This is a genomic window from Arachidicoccus sp. (assembly GCF_050436765.1).
Taxonomy (GTDB): Bacteria; Bacteroidota; Bacteroidia; order Chitinophagales; family Chitinophagaceae; genus Arachidicoccus.
The window spans coordinates 1-18215 of sequence record NZ_JBNQGD010000075.1; the positions used below are offsets into that span (position 1 = coordinate 1).

Genomic DNA, 18215 nt, shown 5'->3' on the forward strand with positions numbered 1-18215 from the left:
CTTCGGACTTATAAGCCAGCCTTTTTCTCTTGCTGTATCCAGCAGCGCAGCATTACCCAGTCTGGGCTTACGGATACCGATAAATTTCAGACCCTGGCTTTTAAATTCGGCTAACTGTTTGGCGGGATAAGGGAATAGCTTAGGGTTAAACGTGAAATCTGTAAATCCCACTTTCCCTTCCTTGCCGACAGAATAATCGGGCATCGTGGTGTACCATTCGAAATCAAAAATAAAGGCATCTACCGGCAATTTATCTGTTCGGAATTTGGTTAAAACATCGGATATATAGGCGCTGTCTTTCCACCCCCACCTACTTTGTAAATAACCAAATGCCCACCTTGGTGGAAGCTTAGGCCTTCCTGTAAGATTTATATATTCTCTTGAAGCATCATACATAGTTTTAGCCGGGTACAAATATAGATTCGCCGCCTTTCCAGCAAATATCCAACTTAGAGCTGTTTGATTGCTTGCCCGATTCCAAATGGCGGGCATATTGTCATTTTGAGAAACGGCAAACGCGCCGTAACCCTTCGTGTTCCAAAAATAAGGAATGTCCGAAACGCCGTTGCCGGCGGCGGACTGAGATTGATTTTTTTCCAATGCTTTTGATGATTTATTTCCACTGCCGTATAGCGTACCTGCTGCTGAAAAGTTAATTTTTATAGCGGAAGGATCTGAGGAAAAACTGCCATCTCGAATAAGAACGCGACCCCTTGCATCATATAATGACCACAGTTGGGTATTGACATTCATCAACAATTTACCATAGGATGTTTTAATTCCGTAAAAGGGGGCGACAGCAATCACGGTATATTTTGCAGATGCTTCCTTTGTTCCATCGATAAAAACAGTTTTAATGATCGACGGTTTTGTCGAATCGTTTAAACTTAAGCAAAATGCGGCGTCTTTAGCCGTTAATAACCCAACTTGTTGATTGCCCACTTTAACTAATACACCATGGGGGATTTTAATGATTTGAGCCTTCAGGGTAATTACAAAGGCCTGCAAAACTGCCAGCAGTAGTAAAACCAGTTGTGCTTTTTTAATTTTATTTCTGTCTGGAAATTTTACACTTTGTTTCCTATTGGTAACTTTTAAATGCGACATGTCTAGTGATTATAAAGATTAAATGTATCGGTGTCAGGAGGCATTCTTCGCAGAAGAATCTCTTATTATGAGTTCTGTTTTGATAACAATATTTTTCCATTCTTTATTGGTATTACCATTGTTCAATCTTTTTAGGAGCAGATCAATAGCATATTCTGCGATTTGATCAATAGGTTGTGCGATGGCGGTAATAGGGGGGGAGAAAAGTTCGAAAACATCACAATCATCAAATGAAATTATGCCCAAATTGGAAAGGTTATCCGGTGCTATTTTTTTTAATGCCTTCAAACCACTTGTACCGGCTTGTAAGGCACCAAATAGTATGGCGTCCAAACCTTTGTTTTTCTTTAAGAAGTCAAGAATGGATTGAACGACAACTGTCTCATTAGGATTAAATATAACTTCTTTGACATAGGATTGATACTTATTTTTTTTAATTGCGGCCTGGTACCCATTTAGTCGCCCCTGCATTTGCGTTTGTGTGGAAGCGAATGTAATAAATGCGATATGTTTAAATCCTTGTTCGATTAAATACTGAGTAGCATCTAGTGTGCTTTGCTCGTTATCAACTTCTACATAATCTGTTTCCACTTCACAAAGATGTCTGTCAAAAAAAACAATGGGTAGATTGGATGCCATCAGAGACTTTATTTCCTCTCCTACTCCGATTGGAGGGGACATGATATAGCCGTCCACATTTTGTTCACGAAACATGCCCAATAATTCTTTTGTTTTATCGGTATTATTGTCTGTACTGCAATATATAATTTTATAACCGTTTTTGTTAGCCTTGTTTTCTATATGTCTGGCTATTGCCGCGAAAAAAGGATCCGCAATATTTTCTATCATTAGCCCTATGGTTTTTGTTTTACCCGTTCTTAGGCTTTTAGCGATAGGGTTGGGTTTGTAGCCCACTTCTTTTACAAAATCTTGAACTCTTTGAACCAATTCTTCACTGATTCTTTTTTCCTGCGCACGATTGTTAAGTATAAACGACACCGTAGTTTTTGAAATATTCAGATGCTTTGCTATGTCGACAATTGATAATTTCTTCACTTTAAAGTTTTTTTGTTTTGAACTGAAAATTGCCTCGAAGACGATTTATTTAAAAGAGGATATTTAATGCCAAATAGTAATATTACCAAATAGCAAATGATGGGCAAATAATAGGCTTTAGCAATATCATGATTAGCTATGATTCCCATGATAGGCGGGAAAATCGCACCACCCACTACACCCATAACGATGTAAGAGGACGCTTTTTGGGTCTGTGTTCCCATATCCTTTAGACCGAGGCTAAAAATTGTTGGGTACATAATGCTAAAAAAGAAATTGATCAGTAAAAGTGCAGTATAAGATAACCAGCCAAAACCCTGTGCAACTAAAAGACACATGATAATATTGAAAAATGCAAAAAGCGCAAGTAGTTTATATGGTGCGATAAAACGCATGAGAAATGTTCCTGTAAAGCGACCTATCATTAACAAAAAAATACTAAATGAAAAAAAATATCCGGCTTTTTCGTCGCTAAAATGCATGACCTCATGCCCATAATTTATAAAATATGCCCATGTTCCTCCTTGGGCGGCCACGTTGAAAAACTGCGCTATAACCGCAAAGGAAAAATGCTTCTTCTTAAATAGTTTTTCAGGCGATTGAAGGCCAGCCAGTTTGGCATTCTTTATATTTTGTCGGGTAACAGAATGATTTATTTGCCTGGAGACTGGAAGAATGACAAATATAATTGCCATAAAGCAAATGGCGATACTTAAAGTAATATAAAGATGTTTAACGGCTGTTAGGTCTTGCACGTGTTGTTGGGCAGCTTTTAATAGAAAAAAGCTCCCTATTGCCGGCCCTAAAACGCCGCCTAACCCATTAAAAGATTGAGCAAAATTAATACGCAAATCGCTCGTTCGTTGATCGCCAAGTGACGCAATAAATGGATGTGCAACCGTTTCAAGCGTAGCTAACCCGCAAGCCAGCACAAACATGGCGATTAAAAAATAGTTGAAAGACCTTGCATCAGCAGCCGGAACAAATAAAAGAGCACCGATCGCATACAAGAATAAGCCTAATAAGATGGCATTTTTATATCCGACTTTTTTCATGAAATGGCCTACTGGTAGCGCCATTACTGCATATGCTCCAAAAGTGGAAAACTGAATCATAGAAGATCTTGATTTTGAAATATGCAGAACCGATTGAAAATGTTTGTTCAGTACGTCCATCATAGTAAGCGCAAGTCCCCACATTAGAAAAATTAGCGTCAGAAAACTGAATAATAAGAAATACTTCTTTTCTGTTAATGGAATCTTACTTTTTTTCATCACCTAAGTTTTTGGTAAGAATGAAAATACACCAAAACTATAACTCCTTAGATTTATTCTGTTAGTTTATGCTTTCAATCGGTGGAAACAAATAAGATTTGAACATTATATAAAGGATAAAGATTAAGTAAAGTAGCAAAAAGGACAGTCTTTTTTTTTGAAAAGCCTATAATTAGTTAATAAACATAGATTATACTCTTAGACACTTAAGTTATAATTTACCGCTATTATTATATAAAAAACTACTGTATCAAAATTCCGAACCGGCATAGAAAATGGAACTTTCATTGTATTGTTTTGTCGTTAGCGACTTATGATATTTGACGTAATCAAAGCGCCGCTTATTTAATGCATTATTTACAATAAAATAAAGAAATAAAGATCGAGTTTAATAAAATGATAAGGTGCCCAATCCAATGGGAATTATCGTCATTTAATTCCCAAGGATGGTCAAAATTAGGAAGGCGGCGATGGAGTGCATGAATTATTCCGATAGGGCTGGTAAAAATTATCGTTACTAAATAAAAGTTAAATAGAATGAAAATTTCCTTTAAAATTATTTTGCTAAATCGATTTATTGATTTAGATTTGTTCTTGTTTAACGTTTTATTTAGCAAAACAGCTCAATATGAATTTTAGGAAGGGCAATTGCGGATGGCCTTTACAGATGATCAGAACTTGCTTTACGAGGCTATTATCTCTTTAAGGGGTTTTTGGAAAAGACGATTTTAGCAAGTCTTTTTTGGTAAAAAAATAGCTAGTCTAAAGAGGTACCCGCCAAAATTATTTGCGTAAATTTTGTAGAAAGCAGGCCATTATTTTGAGTAGTCGCAACGCTATTAAAAGGCCAGGATACTACCGGGGAATGGGAAAGGTTAAAGATGAAGAATTATAAAAGAATAACTTTAAAATTATTGTTGTGGGATCACAAAATTATATTTCCGATAACGATTTGTTCCAGTTCTTCAAGGCTGGTAATGTAGATGCGTTTCAAGAACTATATATTAGAAACTATCCAGGCTTAATTCGTGAGGCAAACCGTAAAAATGGATTTAATGAGGAGTCAAAGGACATCGTGCAGGATATATTTTTGTCGCTATTTCAAAAAGCAAAAGATATTGATATTAAAATTTCTATCAAAGCCTACTTGCTTCAGGCTCTTCGCTATAGAATTTTGAACAATCAACGGGACTTAAGAATACATAATAATTGTCACTATGAATTTTTCCTAATGCAAAATAGCACAAACGATTTTGCAAGAGAATTAGAGGCGAGAGAATTATCGACTAGCCTACACTTGGCGATAAAGATTTTGCCCAAAAAATGCAAGCAAGTATTTCTATTGAGTCGGGAAGCCAATTATTCTCATAAGCATATTTCGGATAAACTAAACATTTCGATATCTACAGTTGAGAAGCACATTGGCAAAGCACTAAAAATTATTAAAACTGAATTACGCTATAATGAAAAGACAGCTTTCGTCTAGGGCGGATTTTATGGAAAATAAGATGCACATCTATAATTGAATTTGTCAAGTGATCTGTTTAATTCGACCGACGTCTAAGAGAACTACTGTAAATGCAATAGCAATGCTTGTAGAAATAAAAAATAGATGAATGATTATGAAAGTTTGTCAGATTAAGTTTTTTTATTTGTTGAAGGACCTGCATTATGAAACAAATCTTCAAACCAAATTATAAAAAGGACTTTTATTTTTTTTAATGAATAATGGCGGTTGCAATTGTTGTATGTGTCTAAAGTTATTGAGAAAATGTATTTCCATCATAGCAAAGTATAAGACTTTTATTTTTAAGTATCCAACACAAATGTTTGTAAGCTGCCGGTTTTATTGAGTATTTTGAGTTAATGATAAATCAATCGTATAGTAAATGAAGAAACAATATTTTATCTGGTTAGGGTCTTTGTCCGTGATACTGGTTTTATTCGCTGCGTGCAATAAAACCGGATTTTTAGATAAAACCGCAACCACAAGTCTAGATGAGGCCAGTACCTTTTCAGATAGTGCCAACGCGATCGCTTTCTTAAACAATATCTATACGAATATTGGATTTGCGAGCGACCCTAGAAGATTTTCTGGGAATGGTTATGCTGCAGGCTTAGATGCCAGTTGCGACGAAGCCGAAGGCCCCAATGCTTCTAGCACCAATGGCTTTATCGAATTTGCCACAGGTACCGTCAATCCAACTATTGTACCGGATGATGCCTGGCGGATATCCTATGCCAATATTCGTGCTGTTAACCAGTATTTGAAACATTTATCGGTTATACCTTTTAATAATGCTTTAAAATCGGAAACAAAAGGGGAAGCTCATTTCTTAAGGGCCTGGTTTTATTTTATGTTATTGGAACATTACGGAGGTATACCTCTTATCGGGGATACAATTTATAATGCGAGTGACGTAATGCCTTCGATAAGAAATTCTTTTGCCTCTTGCGTAAATTATATCTCAAATGAGTGTGATACCGCTGCCGCCTATTTGCCTGTAACTCAGTCCGGGTCGCAGTATGGAAGAGCTAGTAAGGGTGCCTGTCTCGCGTTAAAAGCAAGATTGCTATTGTATGCGGCAAGCCCTTTATTTAACGATGGTGGAATAGGTAAAGGCATAGCCGGTATCGATTCAATAGTTGCCTATCCGGATGCAAATCCGGAGCGCTGGAAACTGGCTGCCGATGCGGCAGAAGCCGTTATAAGTTTAAATGCTTATTCCCTATATGTGGATTCAACAAGTGCTCCGGGACAATTGGGATATGGTTTTCAGCAGTTATTTATACATCGCTCCAATTCCGAATACATCCTGCCTAGAATGATGGATGCAAATAAATATCTGGAATCATTATGGGATGTTCCATCACGTGGCGGAAGTGGAGGTCCATTTCCTTATCAAGAAATTGTAGATGCTTTTCCAATGAGTAATGGCAAAAGTATTACCGATCCGAGTTCGGGTTATGATCCTAATAATCCTTATAAAAACAGAGACCCACGTTTAAATTATTCGATTATTCATGATTCTACATTGCGAATTTTATTTGGCGCAAATCAACCTTCGCCGGTGCAATTGTATATGAATACTAAAGTTTCTCCCGCTGTTCCTTCCAGTGGTGATGCGGTGCATAAAGGGACGCCAACAGGATATTACATATTTAAAATGATGGATCCCAGCATTATCAATAATGGGATTAGTGGAACTGAAAGATGTTTACCGCTGATAAGATATGCTGAAATCCTTTTAGATTATGCAGAAGCTAAAAATGAATATTCCGGACCCGATCAAACAGTATATGATGCAGTGGGTGCGATTCGACAAAGAGCGGGCCTTAGACCTTATGAATTGCCAGCCGGACTTACGCAGGATCAAATGCGGGCGGCTATTCATAATGAGCGGAGAATTGAACTGGCATATGAAGGCTTTAGATTCTTTGATGTAAGGAGATGGATGATTGCCGACTCAACTGAGAATGAACAGATGCATGGAATGGAGGTCGATAGAGGTAATACCGTTTCTTACAAATTATTTGACGTTAGAAAACATAATTTCAAAAAAGCCATGTATTTGTGGCCGCTACCATTGTCCGAGATCGCCAAAATACCTGACATGCTTCAGAATCCACTTTATTAAAATTTTTCTATGAAAAGATATGTAACAGTAATTTCCTTATTACTTATATTTTTAAGCGCATGTAGTCGCAGTGAAATAATAGGACTTACAGAACCTGTAAAATCTATAAATGGCACTTGGAAAATAAGCCAGGCTACCAGAAATGGAACAGACTTGACCAATAGCTTTAATTTTTCTCATTTCAGCATAAAGTTTACTGATAGCACTTATACTATTGATAGTCTTGTCCCCTTTGCAGTAGAGGGAAGTGGGAGTTATCATTTTGATGATCCGCAATACCCTTTTAAAATACTATTTATGCAACAAGATAGTACGATGAAGGAATTTAATTTGCAATTCCCGATCGTCAACGGCGTGAGAAATATTGTGCTCACATTTTCTCCGGGTTGCACTTCCAATAGTTATCAATATACTCTTCAAAAAACTAATTAGAACTTCAAGCTATGTCTAAAATTGCTAAATTTTTAAAGAAGAAATCCGCGAGATGGATGCTGGTGCTTATGGCTCTGATCACAGTAGCTGTTGTTAGCTGTAGCATTACGATTGACAGTGTGGATCAACCTAGCTATGTAAATGGTGGAGATTCTTTGCACGTTACATTGAATGTAACGATCAATACAAATGCTACGGAAAATAGCAAATTTATGGTCGCATTACTCGTGCCGCAGTTATGGAATATTCGTCAGAATGCGAAAATAACTTTTACTAGCACCACTACTACAGGCGTGCAAAATATGACCGTAATCCCGGTGGGGACCGCGGCACCACAAGGCAATGGGCTCGACTGGCCTACGTTGCTTGCCAATAGAATAGGCCATGGGGGAAATTTATTGAGTGGTTGGGAATGGGTAGCTTTTTATTCAGATAATTCATATAGTGTGAATGCAAATGATAAAATTGGTGTCACCATTCACATTAATGAAAAAGTTAGCAATGATAATATATCCTTCAAAACTGGTTATGTGGTGGCCAACAGCTCTGATGGTTTATCTGATGCGCAATATTACGCATCCGCATTTCCCGGATGCTTTGAAGTCAATGGAACAGGAGATCTATTAGACTTTTGCAACCCACAAATTTCAACAGTTACACCTTTAAATTCTTTGGATAACGATATTATTACCCTGGGCTTTGACGGAGGCGTGGTTGGGAACGCCTTAGAAAATGAGTCAGCTATCTATTTGTGTTTGAAAGGCACAACAACTGATGGGAAAGTTCTTGATGCATGCCGACAAGACAGCACATCTATGTTAAGATCTACCGGTTTAAAAAAATGGAGTATTGATATTTGGCCGCGCGGCTTTCTGGGATTGCAAAAAGGTGAACACCTTGCCAGTCTCCAATATTATTTTACAGATAAAACGGGGACAATAAAAGTGGGAAAGACGGGGGATGCGTCTACGCCTTTCTCTTACACTTTTAAATGTCAATAAATAAATTTAGAACGGAATATTTAATAATGTTTTCTATGTACAAACCGTATTATAAAATATATTTAATCTGGATTTTCCTCGCTTGCTTAATGGTATCTAATAAAGCAAATGCGCAGTCGGTCAACGCTGCAAACAATACAGAAAAAATATTTGAAAAAGCAACAGTAGTGGATGACTTTGGAAAGCCATTATCTCATGTACGCGTTACAGATGCAAATGGGCATTTAGTTGCCTTGACAGATAGTGTAGGAGGCTTCCCGATTACGGTAAAAACACAACAGATTCTATATTTGAATCGAATTAATTTTGACCAGAAAGTAATCAAGATTGACGATAAGATCAGTCTACAATTTAGGATGCATCGTTCTTATATGCAAAATCTGTTTAAATATAATGAACCCGATTCTTCATTTCCTCAGTATTATCATGCACTATACGGCGATGTAGCTAAGACTAGTTTTTTGGGATCTATTACTACTGTATCCGGAAATGAAATGCAAAATACACCTGCTCCTCAATATACATATGCACTTACAGGAAGGTTAACCGGATTAAATGTTTTGCAAACAAGTGGCTTTTATAATCCCCCCTTGTCGGCTCAGACAGATGTCGACATATTTGTGGGAAATATTCCCAAGAATTCCAGCGGGGCCGGACCAACCGATAATACTCAATTCAATATTCAACTTAGGGGGCATGGGGCCAGTTATGGCCAGTCTCCAATGGTAATTATTGATGGTATTCAAAGGGAAATATACTCCTTAGACCCTGACGAAATAGCCTCTGTCTCCGTGTTGAAAGATGCATTATCTACTATTCTATTGGGCCAGAATAGTTCAAGAGGAGCCTTAGTTGTAACAACTTTACAACCGAAAAAAGGTAAGGCTCGATTATCATTTTCGGCTGAAACGGGATTTCAAAGTTCTTTAAAATTGCCGACGCCTTTGTCTGCTGATAGGTATGCTTATTTATTAAACGAAGCGCTGACAAATGATGGTAAGAATGCAGCCTATACAGCGGCGGACTTTGATGCTTATAAAAATGGCACGGATCCTTACGGGCATCCAAATGTCAATTGGTATGACAATATTTTGGCAGCTAATCCAATGATTAATCGTTATAATTTAAACGTAACAGGTGGCACGGATAAAGCACAATATTTGGTGGCTCTGGGCTATCTCAATCAGGATGGGATGTTTAAGACTAGTGATGCTAATAGTTATAATACTAATGTAAACCTTAAAAGATACTCCATCGATTCAAAAATAAATTTTAATGTAAATAAGGATTTTACTTTGGGACTGAATATTATAGGAAGATTGGAAAACAACAATCAACCTGGTGCAGGGACTTCCAATATTTTAAATGCATTATTAAATACACCGAACAATGCATATCCTATTTATAATCCAAATGGCTCTTACGGAGGTACAACAAATTATACCAATAACTTAATGGCTCAGGTGGAAAGTTCGGGGTACTTAGCTGAGCAGGAAAGAGACATTTTGGTGAATTTAGATTTGAATTATAATCTGGACCGATGGATAAAGGGTTGGTGGTTCAAGGCGAATGGCAATGTTTCGGTTCAGTCTGCCAGTTATCTTAATCGCAGCAAACAGGTACCGGTATTTCAGTTGGGTGTCTCCAACCATGGTGATTCAACGTATACAAGATTTGGCAATACCGTCAATCAAAACAATAACTACACTTCTACTTCATGGGCGAGATACTGGTATACGCGACTTTCTACAGGTTACAACAGAGATTTTGGCGATAATAGTATTGGTGCTTATTTGCTATATGATCAAAAACAAACTTTACTTAACTATGATTTGCCTTCGGTTTTAACGAATTACGCTCTAAAAGCGAATTATAATTTTAAAGAAAAATATTTTTTGGAAGGTGGCGCTGATTACGGTGGCTACAGTCGCTATGCAAGCGGACATCAGTATGGTTTGTTTTATGCTGGTGGGATTGGTTGGGACGTCGCAAAAGAGAATTTTATAAAAGACAATATTAGCTGGCTCAATCAATTTAAACTGCGAGCTACTTATGGTAAAACAGGGAATGCTAATGTAGATTATTATGGCTACTATATCTGGAGAGCTCATTTCCAAAGTTTTGTACCCTCTTATGGTATTGGTAGTTCCTATCCCGCTCCCATTGGTCAATCGGAAGGCAGCACCCTTGCCAATATTAATGCTACTTGGGAAAAAGCTAAGAAAATGGATTTTGGCTTAGACTTGGCCTTGTTTAATAACCATTTAAAAGGTACTTATGATTATTATCATGAAAGGTATTATGATGTAATGCAATCACGCGGTAGTAGTATCGCTCTTGTCGGAGCAAATTATCCTGCGGAAAATATTGGCGTTGATCTTTACACCGGACACGAATTTACGCTTACTTATCAAAATTCTCTTAACGACTTTAGTTATTTTATAACGGCTAATGCATCGATCCAGCACTCCAAAGTCTTGTTTATGGATGAGCAGTACGAAAAATATCCCTGGAATGTACATACGGGTTTACCGGTTGGTCAAAGATTCGGATTGCAAGCAAGCGGATTTATACAAAATGCCATCCAAGCAGATACTGTCGCGACTATTTCCGGATATACACCCAAAGTAGGAGACGTTTTGTATAAAGATTTAAATCATGATGGCGTAATAGACCAGTTTGATGTAAGTCCGTTGGGTGGGGAGAGACCACTAATATATTACGGCTTGTCACTGGGTATATCTTACAAAGGATTGGAGATTAATATGCTTTTGCAAGGTGTGCAAAATAATGAGCTATATGTAGCCAATAGTGCAATTGATGCCGGTTTTCAAGGCCAGAATAATGGTTATGGACAGGCCTATCAACAAATAGAAAATAGATGGACGCCTGAAAATGCAAGTAATCCCATGTATCCAAGGTTGACTGCAGGAGGCAATGGTTATAATTACGGCTCTATGATATACACTTCGAGCTCGTTATTCCTGCATGACGATAATTATTTTAGGATTAAAAATGTAGGTATCGCTTATAACCTACCTTATAAATGGTTAAAGCATTTAAAGGTGGGTGGAATAAAGGTTTTCGTCAATGCATTAAATCTGTTTACAAATGCTCAGTATAACATTGTAGATCCTGAAGTCTCTTTAAGTAACTACCCTTTGCAAAAAGTAATAAACACCGGAATAAATATAAAACTGTAGAAAATGACTTTACATAAATTATATGCCAACAAAATTCAACTGAGTCTAAGTGTAGCGATAGCTTGCTTTACGGTTGTATTACTATTTCCTTCATGTGCTAAAGATTACGAGACTGTTCCTTTAGGACAACAATCAACGATTGATCTAGTTTTTGATGTACATGATTCTGCAGGTGTAAACGCGATTCAATTTTTGAACAATGTTTATAACGATGCACTTACCAGTGGCCATAACAGAGTAGGCAGCGACTATTTAGACGCCGCATCAGATGATGCTGTTTCTTCATATACAGGGCTTTCGAGCGTTGAGCAGATTGCAAAAGGTGCTTATACCGCTACACGGACAAACGCGGATGATAATTGGAATCAAAGCTATTCTACGATAAGAGCAGCTACTATTTTTATCGATAATATATATAGGGTTCCTTTAAAAGAAGTACTTCCGAGCGGAGAACTAGCCATTGCGGCTTATAGGTCGGAAGCCAGATTTCTAAGAGCTTGGACTTATTTTGGATTATTGAAAAGATATGGCGGTGTTCCTATCACAAAAGATTCGGTTTATGAACTAACCGATAATATTAATTTACCCAGACAGACTTTCGCAAACACGGTTGATTATATCGTCAATGAATTAAATGATATAGAAGATAGCCTAAGACCTCAAGAAGATGTTAATTCTACCAATTATGGTAGAATTACCAAAGGTGCTGCGATGGCATTAAAAGCCAAAGTTTTACTATATGCTGCCAGTCCTTTATTTAATGGTGGAAATATTGATCCCACGAATGCTTTAACAGGCTATACGAATCTGGATGTCAATCGTTGGAAACTGGCTGCGGATGCGGCTCAGGATGTAATCAATTTAGGTACCTACGGACTCATGTCGAATTATACAGATGTTTTTACTAAACAATCTGAACCCATAGGAGCAAATGATGAAATAATTTTCTGGAGACAAAATGGCGCCAATACTTCGGTAGAACAAGCGAATGGACCCATTGGATATACCTCTGCTGGAGGTAATGGAAGGACGAGCCCTACGCAAAATTTAGTGGACGCATTCCCTACAAGCAATGGACTGTCCATTTTAGATCCAGCATCGGGATATAATCCAGATGACCCGTATGCAAACAGAGATCCGAGATTAAAATTTACTATTTTCTATAATGGAGAGTTATGGTTAAATAGGCAAGTGCAAACTTATGACGGTGGATTGGATAAGCCCGGTGGCATTCTGCAGCAAACAAAAACCGGGTATTATATGCGCAAATTTATGGGCAATTTTGAAACGGTGAATGGAAGTCCTGTCTATTCCAATACAATTCATGATTGGATTTATCTGAGATATGCCGGTATTTTACTCGATTATGCCGAAGCGGAAAACGAGTATCAAGGGCCATCGAGTGCAGTATATGATGTTTTATTTAGTTTAAGAAAAAGGGCTGGGATTCAAGCAGGCGCCGATATGTCCTATGGATTGAATTTAAATATGAATCAAGCAGAGATGCGTGAGGCTATCCGAAATGAGAGGAGAATTGAAATGGCTTTTGAAGAGCAGCGCTATTGGGATGTTAAGAGATGGAAAATAGCGGCAGATATTTACAGTCAGCCATTATATGGGTTAGATATTCAGCAAACAAGTCAGGGTGAAATATTCTATAATAAATCGATGGTGCTGCAGCCGGACTTCATCGCGCCCAAAATGTATTTATATCCTATTCCTTATAGCGAAGTAGTTAAAAATACGAATATGAAACAAAATCCGGGATGGTAAGACAATGCTTTCTGGAAGTGTATTGAAAACGAATTATAATAATCTATATTTATTTTCTCAATGAAGAAATTAACAATCTTAACATTATTGCTTGTTTGTTGTATCTTTAAAGGTTACGCGCAAGAGCACATAATAACTGGCATAATTAAAGACTCCACTGGTCCCGTTGCTGATGTGAATATATTTCAAAAGTCAGATTTGAAAAATATGACCTATTCAAATGCAGATGGGGTGTTTAAATTAAAACTTAACAAAGGATCTGACACGCTTTTGATAAGTAAAATAGGTTATGAAAAGGTAGAAATCCCCTTAATGGGTAATAATCCTTTAAGCATAACTATTCACCAAGAGAACAGTCTGCTAAATGATGTCGTTGTCGTAGGTTTTGGAAAGAAGAACCGTATTACAAATACCGGGGCGGTGGCTACAATTAATGCGAAAGAGATTCGTAGAATTCCAACATCGAGCGTCCAAAATACTTTGGCGGGAAGACTCCCTGGATTCTTTTCTCAACAAAGATCCGGTCAACCCGGGAAAGATGCCTCCGATTATTTTATCAGAGGTGTAAGCTCTTTAAACGCCAATGGAAATAAACCATTGATTATTGTTGACGATATTGAATATACTTACGAGCAATTGTCTCAAATAAATGTAAATGAAATTGAAAGTATTTCCATATTAAAAGATGCATCTACGACTGCAATTTATGGTATTAAAGGCGCCAATGGTGTATTGATTGTGACGACAAGAAGGGGTGAATTAGGTCACCCGAAATTTAATCTTTCTAAACAGAATAGTGTACAATCACCGGTATTGACTCCTAAATTTTTAAACTCTTATAACACGGCTTTATTGGTAAATGAAGCAGAAAAAAATGATGGGCTTGCACAGCAGTTTAGTCAAGCGGATTTGGAAGCATTTAAAAATGGCACCGACCCTTATGGTCACCCCGACATTGATTGGTATAAAGCCATTATGAAGCCATATTCCTTACAATCAAATGAAAACCTGGATATTTCTGGCGGTAATCACGCTGTAAAATATTTTGTTTCCGGTGGACTATTCAGTCAAAATGGAACCGTAAGGGATTTTTCTACTAATACGGATAATGTAAATACTAATTATTTTTATAGAAGATATAATATTAGATCAAATTTGGATATTCAGGTAACCGACAATCTTAGGTTACGATTGGATTTGACAGCTAGGTTTGGGGATATTAATCAGCCATACAATCAAAATGTTGTAAGTGATATATTTGATTTCACTAAGTATCATCCATATTCAGCTCCATTTTTAAATCCCAATGGAAGTTATGCGTATGCTTATGACACCCAAAATCAATTACCAACCTTAAATGCGATTATTGCCACTGGAGGTTATTCCAGACAAAGACGTACAGATTATAATTCTTTAGTTGGCTTCGATGAAAATTTGAATTTTATTACTAAAGGATTGTCACTAACGGGACGATTATCATATGCCGGTATTGATCAAAATACGCTAAACTTGGCAAGGCCATATGCATATCCGCCTTCTTATCACTTTGACCCGTCTGATAGCACTTATTCTTTAAATACTGGTACTAGTTCAGGTGGTTATACTTTGATTGGCTATCGGACAATGGGTAATACGGATATCAAAGATCAACGAGTCAATACGCAATTGTATTTGAATTACAAAAGGGATTTTGGTGAACATCATATCACTTCCTTGTTGTTGTGGAATCAGGAAAATTATCAGGACTATAAAAATGCAGCGGCTCCTCAGAAATTTAAGGGCTTTTCATTTAAAGTAGGGTATAATTATAAAGAAACTTATTTATTAGATTTTAATGTTGGCTATAACGGATCTGATAGATTTAATGCTAGCAAGAGATACGGCCTTTTCCCCGCAATTGGTTTAGGATGGAATTTGACTAATGAACGCATATTCAAAAATATTCTTTCGGGCTTTAATTTGTTTAAGCTTAGAGGCTCATATGGCGTAGTGGGGTCGGATGTGGCACCGGGTGATCAATATCTTTACCAACAGGTGTATCAGCAAGGTGGAGGTTATAGCTTTGGACAATCACCGCAAGATGGAGGTACTATCTATGAAGGAGCCTTGGGTAATCCTAACGTAACTTGGGAAAAGAAAAGGAGTTTGGATATTGGTCTGGACATCAATGCTTTAAAAAATAAACTTTCCATTACAGCTGATTATTTCAGAGATTTCAGATTTGATCAGTTAGTCACTAGTAATAACATTTCAGAAATATTGGGAATAGGCGTTTCACCGACAAATGTTGCCAGAACAATTAACCGCGGTTTTGACGGAACTGCAACATATAAAGACAAAGCCGGACAACTAGATTATAGTTTTGGAATTGTATGGTCCTATGCAAAAAACAAAATTCTATACGAAGCAGAAGCACAACCCAAATATCCATGGTTGGCCGTAACCGGTCATTCAATCGGACAACCATTTGGCTATAAATATATTGGATTTTATTCAGACGCTGATGTAAATAATCCAGCTGTTGCAAAACCCAATACGGCTATTCCGGTACAAGCTGGGGATCTAAAATATGAAGATAGAAATAAAGACGGCATCATTGATGAAAACGATAGACAAGCTATTGGTAAACCTAATTTGCCTTCCACAACTTTTGGTGTGCCGCTCAATTTAGGCTATAAAGGCTTTTATGTGAACGTTTTATTTCAAGGAGCATTCGATTACAGCTTGGCTCTCACAGGCACGGCAATAGAGCCTTTTCAAAGCCAGTTTCAGCCCATTCATGAAAAAAGGTGGACACCTGAAACAGCCGGTAACGCAGCATTCCCGAGATTGACGACGAATCCTACCACGGTTAACAGTCCTGCTGTTTATATGTCCGATTTTTGGTTAATCAATGCCTACTATATTCGACTGAAAACAGTGGAAATAGGCTATCAATTCCCCCAAAAAATGTTACCTTTTAAAATTAGTAGCGGACGTATATATTTGAGTTCATATAACCTAGTTACCTGGAGTAATGTTTCTAAGAAGTATCAACAAGATCCAGAAGTCGCTTCTAATACGGCCGGTGATGCATACCTTAACCAAAGGGTGATAAATGTCGGAATTGAAATTGGGTTTTAAAGCAACCTCTATAGAATTAAATTAAAGATATTTATGAAAAAATTTGTTTTATTTCTTTGTTCATTAATTGCACTTGTCGCTTGTAGCTCAAAAAATGAATACGGTATAGCGGGGTATACAAAACCCAAGACGTCCAATGATTCTGTAAGAACAGATACCTTAAACACCGATTATGCGGTGTATACATTTTCCAATGTCAACTCAAGGAAATTGATGGAGGTGTCAGGAGATACATTGCAAAATGAGAAATACGACGATGGAGCTAAAATTGTTCAAAGAAAATCATTTAACAGAAGTGGCTCTGTTGCAGATTGGCAAAATTGGTACGTGATTTATAATTCCACAGCTAAAGGTCAAAAGTACTATTATATTCGAAATGTTTTTAGTGGAAAAATGCTAGCCGCAGTGAGCTCTGCGGTTAATGCCCAACTCGTACAGTCATCGCAACAAATACCTGCGGCAGATGAGCAGCTTTGGACCTTTCAACGAATTGGAGCCACGCAGAACTACAGAATTATCAATAAGGCATCGGGCTTGGCTATCGCTAATTCTAAATCATCCGTAGATAGTATTCCGGTCGTTTTGCAAACAATAAGTGATAGTGATGTTCAAAAATGGACATTGAGTTTACAACCTATGGCTACTTATAGAGATGATAATGTAGTAGGATTTTTTAATAGGAACAATCAATCCTTAGGTTCTGTAGCGTTTGATGAGGGCTTAAGTATTCCTTTGGAATGGGGCGACAATAAAGGCAAAGCCTTGTGGATCACTCAAGATGCCTGGGACGGCAGTGCTTTACAATCTAACAATAAATTTAAATGCACTGATTTCTTTCAGTATAGGAATTCTGTTATGATTCAGCCTTCAAGAACGGACTGGAATCCCACTGATACAAAAAATATGACCAGGGATGGTAGTCTGCAAAACAGACCCAAACAGATTTTTAATATTATTCCAAATACCGAGTGGGCTTGGCCGTCGGCAGGTGTAGAAATCGGCAATCATGTCTATATACAGTGCGGTGAGGGGAATGGTTTGGGGCCTATTGTAAGCCAGTCATTATATGATCTCACAGAAAACGCAGGTTATCTATGGTCCGTAAAGCGGACGACCCCAGCCGGGATGACAACTGAAACACAGATAAGTTATGCCGCAGGAATGGTAAAAGATACAATTTCAGGTTACGTATATGTATTTGGTACAATGGGTACCGGTTTTGGATATACGTTAAACGTATATGTTGCGCGCTTTCCGATAACAGATCCTATGACTTGGACCTTTTGGAATGGAGCTGATTGGGTGAGTACCCCGGATTCCGGTGATGAGGCAAGCATAGCCTCAGAGCTAGGTACAGCCTATGTTACTTATGTAAAAGGGAAATATGTTTTAGTTACAATGGATCAGGGTTTCAACTGCGGTGACGCTACCAGAAATATCTATGTAGCTACTTCAAATAAACCCACTGGATCTTTTACTTCAAGGAAAGAAGTGTACACGATTACCGAATATCTCTACGGAAGTTATGCCCGTTATTATACGGTTGGAATTCATCCGGAGTTTGATAATGATCATGACGAATTGTTGGTAACCTATTGTTTAAATTTT

11 protein-coding genes are annotated in these 18215 nt (G+C 37.6%); 8 read left to right on the forward strand and 3 right to left on the reverse strand.

From position 1 onward, the window contains the following. The 3 genes from ACQR30_RS03235 to fucP all read right to left on the reverse strand — a co-directional run. The coding region (locus ACQR30_RS03235) for a TIM-barrel domain-containing protein (RefSeq protein ID WP_429731181.1) at positions 1 to 1107 on the reverse strand (1107 nt) is incomplete at its 3' end. 33 nt (positions 1108 to 1140) lie between these two features. Further along, entirely contained in the window at positions 1141 to 2163 is a 1023-nt protein-coding gene (locus ACQR30_RS03240; RefSeq protein ID WP_429731184.1) for a LacI family DNA-binding transcriptional regulator, read from the reverse strand. Then, the gene (fucP, locus tag ACQR30_RS03245) at positions 2160 to 3437 is read right to left on the reverse strand and encodes an L-fucose:H+ symporter permease (RefSeq protein WP_429731187.1); all 1278 of its coding nucleotides are present in this window, start codon (positions 3435 to 3437) and stop codon (positions 2160 to 2162) included. The genes ACQR30_RS03240 and fucP overlap by 4 nt, the downstream gene beginning before the upstream one ends. Before the next feature lie 919 nt (positions 3438 to 4356). Here fucP and ACQR30_RS03250 point away from each other — a divergent pair. The 8 genes from ACQR30_RS03250 to ACQR30_RS03285 form a co-directional block, all read left to right on the forward strand. Beyond that, positions 4357 to 4923, forward strand: a complete 567-nt coding sequence (locus ACQR30_RS03250) for an RNA polymerase sigma factor (protein WP_429731189.1) — start codon at positions 4357 to 4359, stop codon at positions 4921 to 4923. 403 nt (positions 4924 to 5326) lie between these two features. Continuing rightward, positions 5327 to 7075, forward strand: coding sequence for a RagB/SusD family nutrient uptake outer membrane protein (locus ACQR30_RS03255; RefSeq protein WP_429731192.1), 1749 nt, complete (start codon positions 5327 to 5329; stop codon positions 7073 to 7075). Between the two features lie 9 nt (positions 7076 to 7084). After that, positions 7085 to 7507, forward strand: a complete 423-nt coding sequence (locus tag ACQR30_RS03260; protein WP_429731194.1) for a DUF5004 domain-containing protein — start codon at positions 7085 to 7087, stop codon at positions 7505 to 7507. 11 nt (positions 7508 to 7518) lie between these two features. Then, positions 7519 to 8508 (forward strand): DUF4961 domain-containing protein, encoded by a 990-nt coding sequence (locus ACQR30_RS03265; protein ID WP_429731196.1) that lies wholly within the window; start codon positions 7519 to 7521, stop codon positions 8506 to 8508. Positions 8509 to 8543: 35 nt separating this feature from the next. Next, positions 8544 to 11711, forward strand: a complete 3168-nt coding sequence (locus tag ACQR30_RS03270) for a SusC/RagA family TonB-linked outer membrane protein (protein ID WP_429731199.1) — start codon at positions 8544 to 8546, stop codon at positions 11709 to 11711. Between the two features lie 3 nt (positions 11712 to 11714). Then, entirely contained in the window at positions 11715 to 13484 is a 1770-nt protein-coding gene (locus ACQR30_RS03275) for a RagB/SusD family nutrient uptake outer membrane protein (protein WP_429731201.1), read from the forward strand. 60 nt (positions 13485 to 13544) lie between these two features. Then, the gene (locus tag ACQR30_RS03280) at positions 13545 to 16607 is read left to right on the forward strand and encodes a SusC/RagA family TonB-linked outer membrane protein (RefSeq protein WP_429731204.1); all 3063 of its coding nucleotides are present in this window, start codon (positions 13545 to 13547) and stop codon (positions 16605 to 16607) included. Between the two features lie 33 nt (positions 16608 to 16640). Then, positions 16641 to 18215: RICIN domain-containing protein (locus tag ACQR30_RS03285; RefSeq protein WP_429731207.1), on the forward strand; the 1575-nt coding region annotated here is incomplete at its 3' end.